This window comes from Rathayibacter sp. AY1C6 (genome assembly GCF_002931535.1).
Lineage (GTDB): Bacteria > Actinomycetota > Actinomycetes > Actinomycetales > Microbacteriaceae > Rathayibacter.
In genome coordinates, this window is record NZ_PSWC01000015.1 from 41,029 (window position 1) to 59,155 (window position 18,127).

An 18,127-nucleotide genomic window follows, 5' to 3' on the forward strand; every position below is an offset into this window, starting at 1 on the left:
GCTCCGGCGCTACGGCCACTCGGCGGCGCGGCTCGGGCGGAGCAGCTGCGGGCGGAGCGGCCGATCCGCGGCCCGGCGGGGCAGGCGGCGGCGACCCGCCCCTCAGAGCCGGACGACCAGCTTCACCGCCGACACACCCTCGTGCAGCCGGTCGAGGGCGGGCTGCAGCGCGGCGAGCCCCTCACCCACCACCTCGGGCGCCGGGGCGCAGACGTGACGGCCTTCGGCGAGCGCCGCGGGCAGGTGGTCGCGCCACAGCATCGGCCCCACCTCGTTCGTCATCAGCGAGCCGCCCCAGACGAAGCGGGCGCGGATGCCGCGGCGCCGGGCCGCGATCTGCAGCGCCGCGGTGCCGCCGACCACGCGCAGCATCGTCCGCACGAAGGCGGCGCTGACACCGCGCCGGCGCGGGAGCGAGCCGAACGAGACGGAGGGGCTGGCCAGGGCGACCCGTCGCGCTCCGGTGCCCGCGGCCACCGCCACCGACGGGGCACCGGAACCCGTCCCGATCGCGAGCACCCCCGCGACCTCGTGGCCCGCGAGCGCAGCCACCAGGTCGGCGACGACGGAGGGGCTGCGGTAGTCGAGCACGATCTCGGCGCCCAGCTCGCGCATCCGCTCGTGGTTGCGGGGCGACGCGGTCGTCGCGACGCGGTGCCCGGAGGCGACGGCGAGCTGGATCGCGTTGCTCCCCACGCTCGTCGTCCCACCCCAGACCACGACCGTCCTGCCCGTCGGCCGGACCGGCACGCTCGGGTGCGGCAGGGCGAGGTGGTCCCGCTGGAACAGCGCCGTCGCCGCCGTCGAGACCGCGAGCGGCAGCACCGCCGCCTCCTCGAAGCCCAGCCGGTCGGGGATCGGCGCCGCCAGGTCCTCGCGCACGACCGTGTACTCCTGGAAGGCGCCCTCGTCGCGGTTCCGCCGCCCGCGCTCCATCCCGACCGCGTACGCGACGACCCGGTCGCCGACGGCGAAGCGCGTCACTCCAGGGCCGACCGCCTCGACCACTCCCGCCACGTCCTCCCCGAGCACCGCCGGGTACGGCACCCACCGGAACATCAGATCGCCCGTCCACTGCTTCATCTCGTCGACCGGATTCACGGCCAGGGCGCCGTTGCGCAGCAGGACCTCCCCCGGACCGGGGACGGGCATCGGAGCGGGGCGGACGACGAGGTCGGCCCGCGGGGCGGTCAGCAGGGCGGCGGCATTCTCGGGCACGGGCGGCTCCAGTCGGAAGTGATGGCAGGACGTGTCGTCACATTACTCCTGATGACACGTCGTGTCGTCAGCTATCCTGGGCGGATGTCACGCTGGGCCCCCGATGCCGCCCTCCGCCTCGAGCAGGCGGCGATGGAGCTCTTCGCCGAGCACGGCTACGCGGGCACCACCGTCCCCGCGATCGCGGAGCGCGCCGGGCTCACCACCCGCACCTTCTTCCGCCACTTCGCGGACAAGCGCGACGTCCTCTTCCTCCGCGAGCGCGAGTTCCCCGAGATCGTCGGCCGCCTGCTCGCCGGCGCCCCCGCCGGCCTCGCGCCGATGGACCTCGTGATGCACGGCCTCGAGGCTGCCGCCTCGGGCGACCTCCAGACCTGGCGCGCTCCGATCGCCGCCCGCCGTGCCGTCGTGCGCTCCGAGCCGCAGCTGCGCGAGCGCGAGCTCCTGAAGTCGGCCGCCCTCGCCGAGAGCATGCGCGCCGCCCTCGTCGACGCCGGAGTCGCGCCGGAGGACGCGGCCCTCGCCGCCCTCGCGGCCTCCGCCCTCTTCGACCTCGCCCTGGAGCGCTGGCTCGCCGCACCCGAGGGGTCCCTCCTGGTCGACGTCCTCCGCGCCGAGCGCGCACGCCTCGGCGCGCTGCTCGCGCGCTGACCCCGCATGACGCTGTCGAGGCGTCGCGAACGGTCGTCCTCCGCGGCGGGAGGCGGCCGTTCGCGACGCTTCGGACCGGCGGGCGGGGGACGATCCGCTCAGAGCGCCCAGGGGAACGCGGGGGCGTTCGAGCGGGCGCCCTGCGCGGCCTTCGAGCGGCCGGGCTCGCCGAGCTCGGCGAGCAGCGCCTCCGACTCGCCGACGAGGACCGCGAGCGCGCCGGGCGTGAACCAGTCGGGGCGCAGGGCGAACAGGAGGTCCTCGGTCGCCGTGTTGCCGCTGGCGCCCGGTGCGAAGGGGCAGCCGCCGAGGCCGCCGAGCGCGCCGTCGACCACCGAGGCCCCGGCCTGCACGGCGGCGATCGCGTTCGCGACGCCCGAGCCCCAGGTGTCGTGCCCGTGGAACACGATCTCGCGAGGCGGGGTCTCCGCCGCCACGCGCGAGACGAGCGACGCCACCTGGCCGGCGTGCGCCTGCCCGAGCGTGTCGCAGACGACCACGTCGGCCGCTCCCTCCGCCCGCGGGTCGCGCGCGATCGCGAGCACGCGCTCCGGGTCGACCGGGCCCTCGAACGGGCAGGTGAAGGAGGTGGCGATGCACAGCTGGATCCGCCCGCCGACGCTCTCGGCGAGCGCGACCGCCTCCGGCATCGCGGCCAGGCTCGCCTCGGTCGACCTGCCGACGTTGGCGAGGTTGTGCGAGTCGGACGCCGAGAAGCAGTACTGGAAGCGGCGCGCCCCCGCGGCGGCCGCACGCTCGACGTGGCGCGGAGTCGCGACCCACACCCAGCACCGCTCCAGCTCCTCGGGAGTGAGCGCGGCGATCACGTCGAGGGTGTCGGCCATCGGAGGGACGAGGTCGCCGCGCGCGAGCGAGCCGATCTCGAGCTCGGGCACTCCCGCGGCGAGCAGCGTGCGCGCGAGGTCGACCTTGCGCTCGGTCGTCAGGAGCTTGCCGGTGAGCTGCAGGCCGTCGCGGAGGGTGACGTCTCGCAGGCGCGCGGAGGCGAGCGCGGTCACCGGCCGGCCTCCTCGGCAGCGGCGGCGGAGGGAGCGGCAGGAGCCCCGCCGGCGGAGGGAGCAGCGGGACCGGTGCGCCGGAGCACCCCCAGCACCTCCTCGGTGTCCTGGCCCAGGTCGGGCGCGAGCGAGCGGATGGGGAGGGAGCGGCCGCCGAGCACCGGCACGATCCCCGGGAAGCCCACGCCGCGCAGAGTGCCGCCGGCGTCCTCGACGTCGAAGGCCTGGATCATGTCGCGCGCCGCGTACTGCTCGCTCGCGCTGATGTCGGCGGCCGTGTAGATCGGGCCGGAGGGGACGCCCTCGTCGTCGAGGACCGCGAGCGCCTCGGCGGCGGTGCGGCCCGCCGTCCACGCGCCGATCACCGCGTCCAGCTCGTCGCGCCGGGCCCAGCGCTGCTCGTTCGAGGCGAGCGCCGGGTCCTCGCCCAGGTCGGCGCGGCCGATCACCGCCATCAGCCGCTGGAAGATCGCGTCCGCGTTCCCCGCTATCACGATGCTCGCCCCGTCGGCGCAGGTGTAGGCGTTGGTCGGGGCGATGCCCTCCATCCGCCCGCCTACGCGCTCCCGGACGATGCCGTGCGCCTGGAAGTCGGGGATCAGCGACTCCGTCATCGAGAACATCGCCTCGTGCAGCGCCACGTCGACGACCCGCTCCGCCAGCGGTGCCGGATCCAGCCCCGCGGAGCGGCGGGTCTCGCGCTGGAACAGCGCCATCATCACTCCGTAGCCCGCGTACAGCCCGGCGATCGAGTCGCCGATCGAGACGCCGACGCGCACGGGCGGCCGGTCCGGGTCGCCGACCAGCTCGCGGAACCCGCCCATCGCCTCCGCGACCGCCGCGAACCCGGGCCGGGCCGACAGCGGGCCGGTCTGCCCGAACGCGGAGATGCGGCCGATCACGATGCCGGGCCGGGCCTCGTCGAGCACGTCCGGCCCGATCCCCCAGCGCTCGAGCGTGCCGGGCCGGAAGTTCTCGAGCACCACGTCGCACTCGGCGACCAGGCGGCGGACGGCGTCCCGCCCCTCGTCCGTGCGCAGGTCGAGCGCGATCGAGCGCTTGTTGCGGTTGATCGTGTGGAAGAGGAGCGAGGTCTCGGACCCCTCGTGCAGCCGCCAGCGGCGCAGCTCGTCCCCCGTGCCGGGCCGCTCCACCTTGATCACCTCGGCGCCGAAGTCGGCGAGCAGCCGGCCCGCGGTGGGCGCCGCGATGAAGTTGCCGAGCTCGAGGACGCGGACGCCCGCGAGCGGGAGGGGTGCGGTCATGGCACGGCCTTTCGCTCCCGTCGAGGCTAGCGCGGAGGACGGCGCCACCCCCTGCCCTCACGCGGACGCCCGACCTACACTTGCCGGACATCATGCGCAGACACACCCTCACTCCGCGACCGGACTGGCGAGCCCGCTGCGACGAGATCGGCTTCAGCTTCTACGACCTCCCCTCCGAGGGCGGCCGCCCCTACTGGAACGAGTCCGCGGCGTACTCCTTCGAGCCCGCCGAGATCGACCTGCTCGAGCGCACGACCTCGGAGCTCTTCGACCTCTGCATGGAGGCGTGCGAGCTCGTGGTGCGGAAGGGCCGCTTCGCCGAGTTCGGCATCCCGCCCCGCTTCCACGAGCTGGTGCGCACCTCGTGGGACGAGGACGACCCCACGGTCTACGGCCGCTTCGATCTCGCCTACGACGGCGCGGGCGCAGTGAAGCTGCTCGAGTTCAACGCCGACACCCCGACCTCGCTGGTCGAGACCGCCGCGGCCCAGTGGCAGTGGCTCGTCGAGACGAAGGGGCCCGACGCCGACCAGTTCAACAGCCTGCACGAGCAGCTCGTCGAGCAGTGGCGCCACCTCCGCCTCGAGCGCTGGAGCCTCGACGAGGGCGCCCGGCTGCACCTCGCGTCGCTGCACGACTCCGGAGACGGCGAGCTGATCGTCGAGGACGCCGACACCGTCGCCTACATGGCCGAGACCGCGGCGCAGGCCGGCTTCGACCCCAAGCTGACCTTCGTCGAGGACATCCGCTACGAGCTCGACGGCGCCGGCTTCCTCGACGGCGACGGCGAGCCGATCCGCCACGTCTTCAAGCTGTACCCGTGGGAGTGGATGCTCGGCGAGCAGTTCGGCGGCCTCCTCCTCGACCGGCGCGAGCGCACCCGCTGGGTCGAGCCGGCGTGGAAGCTCCTGCTCAGCAACAAGCAGCTGCTGGTGGTGCTGTGGGAGATGTTCCGCGGCCACCCGAACCTGCTGCCCGCCTCCGTGCATCCGCTGCCCGGCACCGCCCAGGTGCGCAAGCCGCGCCTGGGCCGGGAGGGCGCGAACGTGACGGTCCTCGACGCCGACGGCTCGGTCGTCGCCGAGAACGGCGGGAGCTACGGCGCCGAGGGCTTCATCCACCAGGAGCGCGCCGAACTGGCCCGGGTCGACGGGAAGACCGTCGTCATCGGCAGCTGGATCGTCGGCGAGACCCCGGCCGGCATCGACGTGCGCGAGACGAGCGGCCTGATCACCGGCGACCTGGCGGAGTTCGTGCCCCACTACATCGAGGGCGGACGGAGCGACGGGGCCGCGGACGCCGCGTCGGCCGCCTCCCGCCCCGGGCACGCCTCCACCCCCGCCTACGGCGCTCCCGCGCCCGGCACCCCCGCGCCCGAGTACGGCGCCCCCGAGCACGACCGGCCGCAGGACACCCGCGCGGCCCGCCCGCAGGACGAGGAGACCCGATGACGGACGACGACCGCACCCCCGGCGATTCCGGGACGCCGAGCTCCGGGAACGACTGGGGCAGCCGCGAGCCCGAGGCGGGCTCCGGCACGCCGAGCGGCGGCTCGAGCGGCGGCACCGGCCGCGGCGACGGCGCCACCCGCACCGCTCCCCACCGCTCCCGGAGCGTCGGCATCAGCGGCATCGCGAAGAACCGCCGCGGCCTGCTCATCGGCGGCGCGGTCGCGGTCGGCGCGGTCGGCCTCGCCGTCGCCCTCGCGAACGGCGGCCCCTCGACCGACGGCGTCGTCGCCACGGGAGCGGACGGCCAGGACTACGTCATCCCCGAGAACGCCGAGCGCCCCGTCTACGCGAGCCGCGAGGACTGCCTCGCCGACGTGCGGGAGCAGATCGCCCAGCTCCAGGCGCAGGGCGAGGAGGTCGGCGACGACCCCGAGCAGCTGTGCGAGGCGACCGACGAGTACCGCGGGCACTACGCCGGCGGCTTCTGGCTCGGCCCGCTGATCTTCGCGTCCTCGCGCTGGAACTCGACGCGGGCGACCAGCTGGGCGCCCGTCGCGTCCGGCGGCTTCGCGGCCCGCGGAGCGACCCAGCCCGACGTCGTGCAGCGCGCGCCGGCCGGCTCGACCGTCGGCTCGAAGGCGACCCTCTCCGGCGGCTTCGGCTCCTCCGGCAAGTCCGGCTTCGGCTCCACCGTCGGCGGCTGACCGCAGCGCACCTCCGCCCTCGCGCCCGGGACGCGGGGCGAGACATCCGCCGAGACACCGCTCGCACGCCGGCCGTCTCGTCGATCACGGGGACGGCTCGCCGCCGCTCCCTCTCTCAGGAGGAGGGCGTCGCGCTCGGGAAGAAGTGCCGCTCGACGGGATCGCCGTCGGCGTGGGTCAGCGCCGCCGCGCGGATCTCGCGGTCGCGGCCGGTGAGCCGCTGGGTCTCCTGCCGCCGGAACTCGCCCCACGAGGGCACCATGAACGTCTCCAGCTGCACGTCGGCCTCCTCCCCGCTCCGGTAGAGCGCCCACCGCGAGGCGCCGGTCCGGCGGCGGGAGCTCTCCAGCAGCCGCATGGCCGATCGGAAGTCCGCGAGGGAGTCGGGGCGGACCGTCCACGAGATCTGCACCATCACCGGCCCGTCCGTCGGCTCCGGCTCGAACACCAGCGTGGGCGTCGGCCACGACATCGAGATGCTGCGGTCGACGGTGCCCGTCCCCGGCAGCAGCGGCAGTACCCGCACGCTGGCCGCCACGAGGAGGAGCAGAGCGGCCGCCGCGGCGTACGCGGGCGCGGTGCCGAGCACCTGCGCGGCCAGGCCCCAGCCGATCGAGCCGACCGCCATGGTCCCCATGAAGACCAGGATGTAGATCGAGGCTCCGCGGGACCGCACCCACTGCGGCAGTGTGAGCTGCAGTGCCGCGTTCAGCACGGTGAGGGTGCCGATCCAGGCCAGCCCCGCGAGGACCAGCAGCAGCAGCGCCGGGACGAGGGGCAGGAAGGCCGCCGCGAGCGTCCCCGCCGCGAACAGCACGGCGCTCGCCCCGATGACGACGTCGTCCGAGAGCTTCCGGCGGGCGAGCGGCAGGGCGAAGACGCCGAGCACGGCACCGGCACCGAGGGCCCCGAGGAGGAAGCCGTAGCCGCTGGAGTCGAGCTGGAGGCGCTTCGCGGTGAGCGGCAGCAGCGCCCAGAGCGCACTGGCCGGCAGGGCGAAGAGCGCGGAGCGGAGGAGGATCCGGCGGACGAGGTGCGCGGAGGCGACGTACCGGATCCCTCCCTTCAGCGCGGCGCCGAACTGCTCGCGGTCGTCGAGGCCGGTCTGCGCCGGCCGCTTCCACCAGAGCAGAGCGAGCGCCGCGCCGATGAAGCTCAGGGCATTGATGCCGAAGACCACCGGAGCGCCGAACGCCGAGAGGACGACGCCCGCCAGGGCCGGGCCGACCGCGCGCGCGCCGTTCACCGTCACCCCTCCGAGGGCCGACGACGCCGCGATCAGGTTCCGGGGCACGAGCTCCGGCTGGATCGCCTGCCAGGCGGGCGAGGTCAGGGTGGAGGTGATGCCGAGGAGGAAGGTGAAGGCCAGGATCGTCCACGGCGTCAGCGCACCGACCGCCGCCACGACCGTCAGAGCCGCCGCCAGCAGCGCGCTGGCCGACGACCCCCAGATGAGCAGCCGCCGCCGGTCGAGCGAGTCGGCCAGCACGCCCGCGGGGAGGGCGACGAGGATCGAGGGCGCCAGGCTGGCCGTCTGCACGAGCGCGACGACCGCCGCGCCCGCGGCCGCCTCGACCAGGTACCACTGGGCTCCGACGGTCTGCATCCAGGTGCCGATGTTGCTGCCCAGCTGGGCGAACCACAGCACGCGGAAGGCGGTGATCGCCATGGGCGCCCAGGCCGACGGCTGCGCCGGCGCGGACGTCTGCGCCGGGGCGGCGGGAGCCGGAGCGACGTCCTCAGTCACGGGGCACGGCCTGCCGCACCGAGAAGAGGTTGCCGAACGGGTCCAGCAGCTGGCACAGCCGCTCCCCCGTGAACACCGTCTTCGGACCGCGGTGGGCGACGGCGCCGTTCGCCGTCCAGTCGGCGACGACGGCGTCGACGTCGGGGACCGTCCAGTACGGGCTCGTGCCGTCGGGTCCGGGCCGGTTCAGCTCGTCCCGCTCGTGCAGCGTCAGGCGGGTGCCGTCCAGGTCGTAGGCCACGAGCGCCTCGCCGCGGACGACGGGCTCGCGCCCGAGCCGCGCCGAGTACCAGTCGATCGCGGCGTCGAGGTCGTCGACGAAGTAGAAGACGTTTCCGACTCCGGCGAACTCCGTCGTCGTCATGCTCGGGCCGGCGGGAGGGCGTCGCGGAGGAAGGCGAGCGAGGGGCCGATGGCCGCCTCCGTGTACCCCTCGGCGTGACGGGTGCCCGGGATCAGCTGCAGCGTGCTGGCGACTCCGACCGCGGAGAGCGCCGCCTGCATGGCCTGCGCGTCGCTCACGGGGACGAACTCGCCGAGCGAGTTGGCCAGGAACACCGGCCCGCCGTCCGGGGAGGCGTGGCGCGTCGTGGAGGCGGCGGTGAGCAGCCCGCGGTCGCCCCCGACCTCGTTGAGGATCGTCCAGCGCAGGAAGGCGTCGTTCCGGCCGGTCTGGTTGATGTCGGCGCTCTTCATGGCGTCGAGGTCCTGCGTCGTCGGCGTGGCCGGGAGGTCGTCGGTCGCCTCGACGATGCCGAGGAGGTCGAACATCCCCGACCAGCTGACGGCGGGCCGGCCGGTGGCGATCGCGGCCTCCACGACCAGGTTCCCGCCCGCCGATCCGCCGAAGAACGCCAGTCTGCTCCGGTCGAACGCCCACTCGGACGCGACCGCCCACCGCTCCGCGGCGAGCACGTCGTCCCTGCTGGCCGGGAAGACCGAGTCCGGAGCCTCGCGGTAGTCCGCCGCGAACACGAGGTAGCCGGCGTCGACCAGCATCGTCGCGAGCGCCCGCTCCTTGCTCTTGTCCCCCCGGAACCACCCGCCGCCGTGGATCAGCACGACGGCCGGCCGAGCGGCGTCCTCGGCCGGGGACACCGACCTGCTGTACACGTCCAGCACCTGCGGCGACGACCCCCCTTCGACGTACGGAACCCCGATGCTCACTGACGGCTCGTCCGACACGGTGACCCCCTCCGGTCCAGATTCTCGACTGCAGTCAGACCGTAGGAGCCGGGGGCGGCACGAGCCAGGCCCTGCCGGGGTCACCCAGGAGGGCGCCCGCAGGCCCGCCTCCCGCGGCGGCGCCGATCGCGACTAGCCTCGGAGGGTGTTCCTGACCGAGCCGTACGGCTTCCGCGACCGCTCCGCCCTCGACGAGCGCCGGGCCCTGCTCGAGGACGAGCCCTCGGTGCAGCCCCTCCGGGCGTTCCGCGAGGAGCTCCTCGCCCGGCGCATGCGCAGGCATCCGGGTGCCGTGGTGCCCGACTTCGACCCGGCCGAGGCCGGCGTCGAGGCGCGCGCGCTCATCGTGCTGGAGGCCCCGGGACCGATGTCGACCGGCCCCGACGGCTCCGGCTTCGTCTCGGTCGACAACGACGACGCGACCGCCGCCTCGACCTGGACCCTCCGCGACGAGGTCGGACTGCACGCCCGCACCCTGGTCTGGAACATCGTGCCGTGGCAGCTCGACGGCGCCCCCGACGCGGACGAGGTGCGGCAGGGCGCGATGGAGCTGCGCCGGCTCCTGCCGCTGCTCCCCGACCTGCGGGTCGTCGTCAACGCCGGGACCGCGCCGACCAGCGGCTGGAAGAAGAACATCGAGCCGTACCTAGTCGACGGCCCGACGGTCATCGACTCGTGGAGCCCCGGCCAGCGGGCGATGAGCCAGCCCCGCAAGCGCGACGAGCTGAAGCGCGCCTTCGAGCGCGCGACGCACCTGGTCGGCTGAGCCCCCGGGGCTCCGAGGCGTCACGAACGGTCGTCATCGGAGCCGGGAGGCGGCCCTTCGCGACGCCTCGACCGCCGGCGGGCGGTCCGCTCAGGCCGAGCGGGCGTCCCGCAGCGCATCGGCCGACTGCTGCGCGGCGCGGCGGACGTCGCGGTCCGGGTCGCGGAGCATGCCCGTCAGGACAGCCTCGACGCTCGCCGCGAACTCGCCCTTCGCGTCGCGACCGGAGGAGATCCCCGCCAGAGCGGCCGCCACGAGAGCGCGCGCTCCGGCCGCGCGGACCCGGGGGTGCTCGTCGGTGGTCAGGCGGGACAGCTTCTTCTGCCCGCCCAGCACGCGCTCGGCGCAGACGCGGGCGCACATCTCGCGGACGCGCCAGGAGGGGTTCGCGAGTCCGGCGGTCACCGCGTCGGCGGCGTCGTCGTCCCAGACGTAGAGGAGCGCGCGGGCACCCCAGAGCTCGGGCCAGTAGAGGGAGGGCGCTCCCTTGAGGATCCCGTCGGCGTGCTCGCCGCCCACGGTGAGGAGGAAGGACTCGCCCTCGTACCCGCCGGTGAGCAGGGCCGCGGATCGCAGAGCGACGTTGCGCTCCCCCTCGCGGGCGACCTGCGCGCGCAGGCGCTCCTCGAGCGGATCGGTGAGGGTGACGGTCGGTTCGTTGTCGCGTGCCATGAGGCTCCCGAGAGTACTCGCCCGCCCCGCGCCTTCGAAGACCCGCAGCGTTCGGCGCCGCGGCGGTCGGCCCTCTCCGTCCTGCGGCGATGGTCCGATCAGCACTCGTGCCACCTGCTGGTCGGGTGGCGCCGCAGGGACCACGGCTGAGGGACGCCTGGTAGATTCGATCCGATCGACCCCCTCCCAAGCCTCTCCGCGATGCTCACATGGGAGGGGCCTTTTTCTTCGGCACCGAGGTACTGCGATGGCACGGAAACCGAGCCTGTCGTGGAAGCAGCAGGTCCAGCTCCTCCGTGACCGCGGGCTCGGCATCGCCGACGGGGAGGCCTGCACGAGCTACCTGGCCGCGCAGAACCACTACCGCTTCTCCGGGTACGCCCGCTAGTTCCAGCGGGCTCCGCACGACGGGGACGACTCGTTCGCGGACGGAGTCTCGTTCGAGGACGTCCGAGCGGTCTGCGACGCAGATGAAGCGCTGCGGCAGAGCCTGCGTGCTCGACTGGCCCGTGCCGAGATCCTTCTCCGCAGCCGTACGGCTCATGTCATCGCTCGTGAGCACGGCCCGTACGAGTGCTCTCTCGAGAAGAGCTTCTACTCCGAGTCTCCGAACGCGGAGTCGACAGTCGATTCGTGCCTCCGCGACATCGAGCGCAGCAGGGAACGGCATGTCCTCCGCTTCACGGAGCTCCCCGGCGGCAGGGGCGCGGCCGCCTTCGGCGAGCTACCGGTGTGGTCGGCCGTCGAGGCCTGGTCCTTCGGAACTCTGTCGAGATGCATCGAGCGAGGGGCACGAGGATCGCTTGCGGGGGACGTCGCGTCCGGTCTGGGAGTCGCCCGAGCCGGTTTCGCCTACCGGGTCCGCGCACTCGTCTACCTGCGCAACCGGTGCGCTCACCACAGCCGGCTCTGGAACCACTCCGTGATCGATGCGGGCCCCACGCCCAACAACGTCCGTGCGAAGGCGAAACGTCTCGCCGGGCAGTTCACTCCGCGCTCGGTCGTGGACGTCATCGCTTCGTTGGACGACATCCTCCTACGAGGAGCGGACGCGGCCCCGATCCTTCCGGAGCTCGTCGCCGAGCATTCCCTGCACGACGTGTTCTGGCGAGGGCTCACGACGCCCCGGAGCCCCCTCGATCATCGAGGACCGCAGTGAGAGCGACGCGTCCGGGACGGTCCCGCCCGCCCCGCGCCACGGCGGATGCCGCAGCGGATCGGACGATGCCCGCCCGCTCAGGAGGCGCCCACCGGGAGGTCGGCCCCGCCTGACTATGCTGGTGCCACCCCCGGCAGCCGAGCCTTCTGAGCCTCGTCCGCGCCGGGGTGGCGCGGCTCACCCGCCCGGGGAGCGGAGGAGGTCCTCTCATGGCCGATCGGCCGAACCTCCGCCATGTCGCGGCGGTCGCGGGCGTCTCGCACATGACCGTGTCGCGCGTGCTCAGCGGGCACCCCAACATCAAGGAGTCGACCCGCCAGAAGGTCCTCGAGGCGGTCGACGAGCTCAACTACAGGCCGAACATCGCCGCCCGCTCCCTCGTCACGCAGCGCACCGACCGCATCGGCGTGATGATCGAGAGCGGCGCCGAGTACGGGCCGTCGAGCACCCTCCGCGCGATCGAGCGCGCCGCCCGCGAGAAGGGGTACTCGATCACCTCCGTCGCGCTGCGGCCGGACCTCGAGATGACCCCCACCGACGCGATCGCCCACCTGATGGGCCTCGGGATCGACGCGCTCTGCGTGATCGCGCCGCGCTCCTCCTCCGTGGCGACCCTCCGCACCGTCGAGATCGGCGTGCCGACGCTCGTGGTGAAGAGCGACAAGGATCCGAGCTTCCTCACCGTCTCGGTCGACCAGCAGGCCGGCATGTTCCAGGCCGTCGACCACCTGGGGAACCTCGGCCACCGCGACGTGCTGCACCTCTCCGGCCCCCTCGACTGGCTCGACGCGCGCGCCCGCGAGCGCGCCTTCCACAGCCGCGCGAAGTCGTGGGGGATGCACGAGCGCCCCATCGTCATCGGCGACTGGACCCCGGACTCCGGGTACGACTTCGCCGCGAGCCTGCAGTCGGTGCCCGACTTCACCGCGATGGTCGTCGCGAACGACGAGATGGCGCTCGGAGTGATCCACGGCCTCGTCGAGCGCGGGATCCGCGTGCCCGAGGACGTGAGCATCGTCGGCTTCGACGACCTGCCCACCGCCCGCCACTTCCTCCCGCCGCTGACGACGGTCCGCCAGGACTTCGACAAGCTCGGGACGACGGTCGCCGAGGTGATCCACGCGAGGATCCGCGGCCAGGAGATCCCGCAGCGCACCCGGATCCCCACGGAGCTGGTGATCCGCTCCTCCACGGCCGCTCCCCGATCGTGACCCTCCTGTTCCCGTCCCGCCGCATGCGCTCGCGTATCATCGGCGGCAGCCCCTGGCACGCCGGACCCTGACGGCGCGCCGCACACGAACCGAGGACGGCACGTGGCGATCTCATCGAGGACGACCCGGAGCTCCGCGGCACCCGTCGTCGAGATGACCGGCATCCGCGTCTCCTTCGCCTCCGGACCCGCTCTGAAGGACGGGAACCTGCGGCTGGTGCCGGGCGAGATCCACGGACTGATGGGCGAGAACGGCGCGGGCAAGTCCACGCTGATCAAGACGCTCACCGGCATCCACCAGCCCGACGCGGGCGAGATCCTCGTCGACGGCGTCGCCCGGCGCTTCAGCGGTCCGGCGGAGGCGAAGGCAGCGGGCATCACGGCCGTGTTCCAGGACGAGCGCCTCACCGACAACCTCAGCATCGGCGAGAACGTGATGCTCGGACACGAGGTCCGCGGCCGCTTCGGCATCTCCTGGTCGCGCACCCACCACCGCGCGGCCGAGATGCTCGCCGAGCTGGGCCTGGAGGACCTCGACCCGCACCTGCCGCTGCGCTCGCTCTCGCCGGCGATCCGCCAGCTTGTCGCGATCAGCCGCGCGATGGTCGACCGTCCGCGCGTGCTCGTGCTCGACGAGCCCACCTCCAGCCTCGACCTCAGCGACGTGGCCCGCCTCTTCACGGTGCTGCGGAGGCTGCGCGACCAGGGCGTCGCGATCCTGTTCGTCTCGCACTTCCTCGAGCAGGTCCTCACCCTCAGCGACCGGCTGACGGTGCTCCGCGACGGCGGCACCGTCGGCGAGTACCCGGCGCACACCATGGACCGCGCCGAGCTGATCGCGAAGATGATCGGCAAGGACATCGATGCGCTGCGGCAGATCGGCTCCGACCGCCGCGAGCACCGCCGCCAGCCGGTCGGCCCGGCGATCTACCGCGCGCACGGGATCGGCCGCCGCGGCGCCGTGGGCCCGACCGATCTGGAGCTGCACCGCGGCGAGATCGTGGGCTTCGCGGGCCTGCGCGGCTCGGGGCGCACCGAGCTGGCGTCGCTGGTGAGCGGGGTCGAGAAGCCGGACACCGGCGAGGTGCTGATCGACGGCCAGCCCGCGCACATCTCCGACCCGGTGTCGGGCCTGCGCCACCGCATCGCCCACTCGAGCGAGAACCGCCGCGAGGACGGGATCATCGGCGACCTCTCCCTCCGCGAGAACCTCGTGCTGGGCCTGCAGGCTCTGCGCGGCTGGGCGCACCCGCTCTCGGCCGCCGAGACCGACACCCTGGTGCGCACCTACGTCGAGGCGCTGAACATCTCGCCGGCCGACCCGGACATCCCGGTGAAGTACCTCTCCGGAGGCAACCAGCAGAAGGTGGTCCTCGCGCGGTGGCTCGCGACCCGTCCGCGGCTGCTCGTGCTCGACGAGCCGGCGCGCGGGATCGACGTGGCGTCGAAGGTCGAGATCCAGGCGCACATCGCGCAGCTCGCGAAGGAGGGGGTGACCGTCGTCTACATCTCGTCCGAGCTGGAGGAGGTGGTGCGCCTCAGCGACCGCATCGTCGTGTTCAAGGACCGCGAGAAGATCGGCGAGGTCAGCAACGGCCCCTGGCTCACCGTCGACACGATCGTCGAGATGATCGCCGCCGACCGCGACGACGACCTCGACGACGACGACTGACCTCCCCCGCCGGCCGAGCGGCCGCACCGTCCACCGGGTCTCGATGATCCGTCCGGGCTGCTCGACCGCCAGGACCTCGGCGCGCCGGCGGGTCCCGCTCGGACGCCGGGCCTGCGAGGATCCGGGGGTGGACGATCAGCGACCGGACGAGCTCGCGGAGCTGCAGCGGCGCGCCTACGGCCGAGGCTCCGACATCGAGCGGGACCCCGCCGCGCTCGCCCGGCTCTCCGCGCTCGAGGCCCGCGTCCGTCCCGCCCTCGGCACCGCACTGCCGGACGCGGTGGTTCCCGCGGTCTCCGGGGCCGCGGCGCCGGAGGACGCGGCACCTCCCGTGGACGCCTCCGCCGACGAGGCGTCCGACCCCCTCGGCCACGTCTCGCCCCGCCGATCGCGTCGGCGCGGCCTCCTCCTCCTCGCTGCGCTGGCCGCGACGGCCGCCGTCGCCGCGGGGGCCACCCTCCTCAGCACCGCCGGGGACGGGCAGCCCGGCCGCGAGGTCGCCGTGCTGCCGCTGTCGAACGGCACCGACCTCCCCGGCTGGGAGGGACTGGGGTTCGACGGGTCGGTCACCACCGAGGACTTCGGCGGGCTCACCGTCGTGCGGCAGAGCCTGCCCGCCGACACGGGGCTCACCGTCGTCCGGCAGCGCCGCTCCTCGAGCGCCGGCTCGTGCCTCTCCATCGTGCGGACCGCCGAGCCGCAGGACGGCCTGTTCTTCCAGGGCTGCACGGCCGGAGCGTTCCCCGCGGTCGCGCAGTTCACCGTGACGTCGGCGGCGCCGGAGGCCCTGCGCGAGCGGTTCCCGATCGGCACGTCCCTGCGGTTCGCCCTCGAGGGCGACGAGATCCGCGTCCGATCCGACGCACCCTGACCACTCAGATCCCCGTCCGTCCGTGCGGATCGCCCACCTTCTTCGACTCGCTCGACCCGCGCTCGCGCAGGAACACGGCGAGCGCCGCCATGCTGCCCACCGCGAGGAACTCCGACTGCCAGTTCTGGAGCGTCCGGTTCCAGAAGTCGGCGGAGGAGACGTAGCCGAGCCAGTCGACGGGCGCCTCCAGGCTCGTCAGCTGCTCCTCGTTGTAGGCCACGACGCCCGTCACCGACTGCGCCGCCCAGGACAGCAGGAACACCGCCCCCATCACCAGCAGCAGCGAGTGCGAGAACAGCGCCTGCCGCAGGCCGCCGGCGGACGCCGAGGGCGGCGAGTCGTCCTCCGCGGACGCCCCCGCCTTCTGCTGCTCGTCGGTCTCGAGGCCCTCCTCGCCCACCCGCTTCGACTCGGGCGAGCCGCGCTGCACGAGCCAGACGGTCGCGCCGATGTAGAGGAAGAACTGGAGGTACTCCGACTGCCAGTTCTCGGCGACGTCGATCGCGAAGTCGGAGGAGGTGACGAAGCGCCAGTAGCCGACCTCCCGCAGCCCCTCCGCGACCTGGGTGTCGTTGTACGCGGCGAGCCCGGCGAACGACTGCCCGAGGAGAGCGAGCAGGAAGATCGCGAGGAAGAACAGCGAGAGTCCGTTCTCGCGCAGGAAGCGGCGCATCCGGCTCACCTCCCGAGGATCCCGACGGCGAAGAACCCGATCAGGCCGAGCACGATCACGGCGTAGTACAGGGCGGAGGCAGTGCGCACGTCAGCTCCCGTCCAGGACGCAGTCGAAGGGCGCGTCCGCCACCGGCGCGCAGCCGGCCGCGCGCACCAGCCAGCCGTCGTCGCCCGGAGCGAGGAACACCGCGGTGCCGCCGGAGCGCACGATCGCCGCCCAGCCGTAGACCTCGGCGTCCCCTGCTCCGTCTTCCGCGATCCCGAGCTCCAGCACGCCGCCGGGGCAGTCGCCCTCCCGGTCCTCCACGGCCTCGCGGGCGGAATCGGTGAGCAGCGCGCACGCCGCGCGGCCGTCGCCGTCGGCGAGCGCGGAGAGGAAGGCGTCGGCCGCGCGGCGGGCCGCCGTGCCGTCCGCGGAGCATCCGCAGAGCGCGAGCACGAGGGCCGCCGTCGCGGCCGTCGCGGGGACGGAGCGCGATCGAGGGAGCATCATGGCCAGGGAAGCTACTCCCGGGCCCGACCACCGGGCAGAGGGTTGCCATCGGGCCCTGCGGGCCCCGCGACCGGATCGTTACCGAAGCGCACCGCCGTGCTGTTGCGTCACAAGAATTGTTCACGGTAACATTTCGACGTGGCGCTGCTTCGGCCGGCGCCCACTGCACATCCTGCACTCACCGCACCTCGGGCCGCTAGGCCCGCATTCGAGGCCCTTCGGGGTCCACCATCTCGGGCACTCTCTTCGTGCCCGCGATCTCAAGGAGGAGATCTATGTCCAAGACGAGGCGTATCGGCCAGTTCCTGGGTTTCGCAGCAGTCGGCGCACTCGCGTTCGGACTCGCGGGCTGCTCGGGCGGTTCCGGCACCGATTCGGGCTCCGGCTCGAGCGGTGACCTCACCACCGTCGGCTTCGTGGCCGTCGGCCCCGAGGGCGCGTGGCGCCAGGCGAACGAGACCAACATCGAGGACACGTTCACCAAGGACGCCGGCTTCGACCTGAAGTACGCACCCGCCACCAACGGAGACCAGAAGTCGCAGATCGACTCCTTCACCTCCTTCGTGGACGAGGGCGTCGACATCATCCTGCTCTCCGCCACGGAGGGCTCCGGCTGGGAGGACTCGCTCGAGCGCGCCCAGGAGGCTGAGATCCCGGTCATCCTGATCGACCGCGGCATCGAGCCGGACAACACCGACCTCTACGTGACCCGCATCGCGCCGGACAACATCGCGGTCAGCACCTCGGTCGCCGACTGGGCCAAGACCACCTTCCCGAGCGGCGCGAAGTACTTCACGCTCGAGGGCCCCGCGGGCGTCTCGGTCGTCAACGAGCGCAACGAAGGCTGGGACGAGGTCATCGGCGCCGACTCGAAGTTCACCAAGATCGGCGCGCAGACCGCGAACTGGTCCACCGAAGAGGCCAAGAGCGTCTTCGAGACCGTCCTGAAGTCGAACAACAACGACGTCCAGCTGGTCTTCGCACAGAACGACGAGATGGGCCTCGGCGCTGTCCAGGCCGTCCAGGAGGCCGGCCTCACCCCCGGCACCGACGTCAAGATCGCCACGATCGACGGCACCAAGAACGCCCTGCAGGCGCTGGCCGACGGCGAGCTGAGCTTCGTCGCCGAGTACAACCCGCTGTTCGGCGAGACCGCCCTCGACGCGGTCGAGAAGACCCTGGCCGGCGAGAAGGTCGAGTCCTCGATCGTCGTCCCGAGCGAGACCTTCGACTCGCCCGAGGCCGCCACCACCGCGCTGCCCGACCGCAAGTTCTAGTCGCTCAGCACCACCGGTCGCCCGGCGTCCTCCTCGACGCGGCACCACTCCCCCGGAGCGACCGGGGCCGGCTCTCCGCCGGCCCCGGTCGC

18 protein-coding genes and 1 pseudogene are annotated in these 18,127 nt (G+C 73.4%); 10 read left to right on the top strand and 9 right to left on the bottom strand.

Features of this window, described 5'->3' with window-relative positions; genetic code table 11:
- Window positions 1-102 precede the first annotated feature (102 nt).
- The gene (locus C5D36_RS10525) at window positions 103-1,218 is read right to left on the bottom strand and encodes a zinc-binding alcohol dehydrogenase family protein (RefSeq protein WP_104295789.1); all 1,116 of its coding nucleotides are present in this window, start codon (window positions 1,216-1,218) and stop codon (window positions 103-105) included.
- An 84-nt stretch (window positions 1,219-1,302) separates the two neighbouring features.
- On the opposite strand from C5D36_RS10525, the gene C5D36_RS10530 reads away from it, so the two are divergent.
- Window positions 1,303-1,869, top strand: coding sequence for a TetR/AcrR family transcriptional regulator (locus C5D36_RS10530; RefSeq protein WP_159940693.1), 567 nt, complete (start codon window positions 1,303-1,305; stop codon window positions 1,867-1,869).
- 98 nt (window positions 1,870-1,967) lie between these two features.
- Here C5D36_RS10530 and C5D36_RS10535 read toward each other — a convergent pair whose 3' ends face one another.
- Together C5D36_RS10535 and C5D36_RS10540 are read right to left on the bottom strand one after the other, a co-directional pair.
- On the bottom strand, window positions 1,968-2,888 hold the full coding sequence (locus C5D36_RS10535) for a hydroxymethylglutaryl-CoA lyase (RefSeq protein WP_104295790.1): 921 nt from the start codon (window positions 2,886-2,888) through the stop codon (window positions 1,968-1,970).
- Entirely contained in the window at window positions 2,885-4,153 is a 1,269-nt protein-coding gene (locus tag C5D36_RS10540) for a CaiB/BaiF CoA-transferase family protein (RefSeq protein ID WP_104295791.1), read from the bottom strand. Before C5D36_RS10540 ends, C5D36_RS10535 begins: the two co-directional genes overlap by 4 nt.
- Before the next feature lie 92 nt (window positions 4,154-4,245).
- Here C5D36_RS10540 and C5D36_RS10545 point away from each other — a divergent pair, with 92 nt between their 5' ends.
- Together C5D36_RS10545 and C5D36_RS10550 are read left to right on the top strand one after the other, a co-directional pair.
- Complete coding sequence (locus tag C5D36_RS10545) at window positions 4,246-5,604, top strand: glutathionylspermidine synthase family protein (RefSeq protein WP_219812593.1); 1,359 nt, start codon at window positions 4,246-4,248, stop codon at window positions 5,602-5,604.
- Window positions 5,601-6,308 (top strand): hypothetical protein, encoded by a 708-nt coding sequence (locus tag C5D36_RS10550; protein WP_104295792.1) that lies wholly within the window; start codon window positions 5,601-5,603, stop codon window positions 6,306-6,308. Before C5D36_RS10545 ends, C5D36_RS10550 begins: the two co-directional genes overlap by 4 nt.
- Before the next feature lie 115 nt (window positions 6,309-6,423).
- On the opposite strand, the gene C5D36_RS10555 is transcribed toward C5D36_RS10550, so the two are convergent.
- The 3 genes from C5D36_RS10555 to C5D36_RS10565 are packed head-to-tail and all read right to left on the bottom strand — an operon-like array spanning window position 6,424 to window position 9,153.
- A complete protein-coding gene (locus C5D36_RS10555) occupies window positions 6,424-8,055 on the bottom strand; it encodes an MFS transporter (protein ID WP_258062917.1) in 1,632 nt (543 codons plus the stop codon).
- A complete protein-coding gene (locus tag C5D36_RS10560; RefSeq protein ID WP_104222402.1) occupies window positions 8,048-8,419 on the bottom strand; it encodes a VOC family protein in 372 nt (123 codons plus the stop codon). The genes C5D36_RS10555 and C5D36_RS10560 overlap by 8 nt, the downstream gene beginning before the upstream one ends.
- On the bottom strand, window positions 8,416-9,153 hold the full coding sequence (locus C5D36_RS10565) for an alpha/beta hydrolase (RefSeq protein ID WP_159940689.1): 738 nt from the start codon (window positions 9,151-9,153) through the stop codon (window positions 8,416-8,418). The genes C5D36_RS10560 and C5D36_RS10565 overlap by 4 nt, the downstream gene beginning before the upstream one ends.
- A 232-nt stretch (window positions 9,154-9,385) precedes the next feature.
- Between C5D36_RS10565 and C5D36_RS10570 the strand changes: the two genes are divergently transcribed.
- A complete protein-coding gene (locus tag C5D36_RS10570; RefSeq protein WP_104227008.1) occupies window positions 9,386-10,006 on the top strand; it encodes a hypothetical protein in 621 nt (206 codons plus the stop codon).
- A 90-nt stretch (window positions 10,007-10,096) separates the two neighbouring features.
- On the opposite strand, the gene C5D36_RS10575 is transcribed toward C5D36_RS10570, so the two are convergent.
- Entirely contained in the window at window positions 10,097-10,678 is a 582-nt protein-coding gene (locus C5D36_RS10575; protein ID WP_244230570.1) for a HEAT repeat domain-containing protein, read from the bottom strand.
- Window positions 10,679-10,925: 247 nt separating this feature from the next.
- Here C5D36_RS10575 and C5D36_RS17190 point away from each other — a divergent pair, with 247 nt between their 5' ends.
- From C5D36_RS17190 to C5D36_RS10595, 5 genes and pseudogenes are all read left to right on the top strand, one after another.
- Window positions 10,926-11,066 (top strand): hypothetical protein, encoded by a 141-nt coding sequence (locus C5D36_RS17190; RefSeq protein WP_181068391.1) that lies wholly within the window; start codon window positions 10,926-10,928, stop codon window positions 11,064-11,066.
- A 30-nt stretch (window positions 11,067-11,096) separates the two neighbouring features.
- Window positions 11,097-11,837, top strand: a pseudogene (locus tag C5D36_RS10580) (Abi family protein); the annotation flags it as partial.
- 209 nt (window positions 11,838-12,046) lie between these two features.
- Window positions 12,047-13,048: a LacI family DNA-binding transcriptional regulator gene (locus tag C5D36_RS10585; protein ID WP_104227009.1), complete on the top strand. Its 1,002-nt coding sequence runs from the start codon at window positions 12,047-12,049 to the stop codon at window positions 13,046-13,048.
- A 153-nt stretch (window positions 13,049-13,201) separates the two neighbouring features.
- Entirely contained in the window at window positions 13,202-14,719 is a 1,518-nt protein-coding gene (locus C5D36_RS10590) for a sugar ABC transporter ATP-binding protein (protein WP_104227030.1), read from the top strand.
- A 127-nt stretch (window positions 14,720-14,846) separates the two neighbouring features.
- Complete coding sequence (locus C5D36_RS10595) at window positions 14,847-15,590, top strand: hypothetical protein (protein ID WP_104295794.1); 744 nt, start codon at window positions 14,847-14,849, stop codon at window positions 15,588-15,590.
- A gap of 4 nt (window positions 15,591-15,594) precedes the next feature.
- On the opposite strand, the gene C5D36_RS10600 is transcribed toward C5D36_RS10595, so the two are convergent.
- Both C5D36_RS10600 and C5D36_RS10605 read right to left on the bottom strand, forming a co-directional pair.
- Complete coding sequence (locus tag C5D36_RS10600; RefSeq protein WP_104227010.1) at window positions 15,595-16,263, bottom strand: DUF6766 family protein; 669 nt, start codon at window positions 16,261-16,263, stop codon at window positions 15,595-15,597.
- A gap of 90 nt (window positions 16,264-16,353) precedes the next feature.
- Window positions 16,354-16,758, bottom strand: a complete 405-nt coding sequence (locus tag C5D36_RS10605) for a hypothetical protein (protein WP_104295795.1) — start codon at window positions 16,756-16,758, stop codon at window positions 16,354-16,356.
- A 275-nt stretch (window positions 16,759-17,033) separates the two neighbouring features.
- On the opposite strand from C5D36_RS10605, the gene C5D36_RS10610 reads away from it, so the two are divergent.
- A complete protein-coding gene (locus tag C5D36_RS10610) occupies window positions 17,034-18,035 on the top strand; it encodes an ABC transporter substrate-binding protein (protein WP_104257728.1) in 1,002 nt (333 codons plus the stop codon).
- The last annotated feature ends 92 nt before the right edge of the window (window positions 18,036-18,127 follow it).

Coding starts and splice junctions, on each gene's coding strand:
- C5D36_RS10545 (WP_219812593.1), top strand. CDS start 4,246: ATGCGCAGACACACCCTCACTCCGCGACCGGACTGGCGAGCCCGCTGC.
- C5D36_RS10540 (WP_104295791.1), bottom strand. CDS start 4,153: ATGACCGCACCCCTCCCGCTCGCGGGCGTCCGCGTCCTCGAGCTCGGC.
- C5D36_RS10550 (WP_104295792.1), top strand. CDS start 5,601: ATGACGGACGACGACCGCACCCCCGGCGATTCCGGGACGCCGAGCTCC.
- C5D36_RS10610 (WP_104257728.1), top strand. CDS start 17,034: ATGTCCAAGACGAGGCGTATCGGCCAGTTCCTGGGTTTCGCAGCAGTC.
- C5D36_RS10585 (WP_104227009.1), top strand. CDS start 12,047: ATGGCCGATCGGCCGAACCTCCGCCATGTCGCGGCGGTCGCGGGCGTC.
- C5D36_RS10605 (WP_104295795.1), bottom strand. CDS start 16,758: ATGATGCTCCCTCGATCGCGCTCCGTCCCCGCGACGGCCGCGACGGCG.
- C5D36_RS10560 (WP_104222402.1), bottom strand. CDS start 8,419: ATGACGACGACGGAGTTCGCCGGAGTCGGAAACGTCTTCTACTTCGTC.
- C5D36_RS17190 (WP_181068391.1), top strand. CDS start 10,926: ATGGCACGGAAACCGAGCCTGTCGTGGAAGCAGCAGGTCCAGCTCCTC.
- C5D36_RS10530 (WP_159940693.1), top strand. CDS start 1,303: ATGTCACGCTGGGCCCCCGATGCCGCCCTCCGCCTCGAGCAGGCGGCG.
- C5D36_RS10575 (WP_244230570.1), bottom strand. CDS start 10,678: ATGGCACGCGACAACGAACCGACCGTCACCCTCACCGATCCGCTCGAG.
- C5D36_RS10600 (WP_104227010.1), bottom strand. CDS start 16,263: ATGCGCCGCTTCCTGCGCGAGAACGGACTCTCGCTGTTCTTCCTCGCG.
- C5D36_RS10590 (WP_104227030.1), top strand. CDS start 13,202: ATGACCGGCATCCGCGTCTCCTTCGCCTCCGGACCCGCTCTGAAGGAC.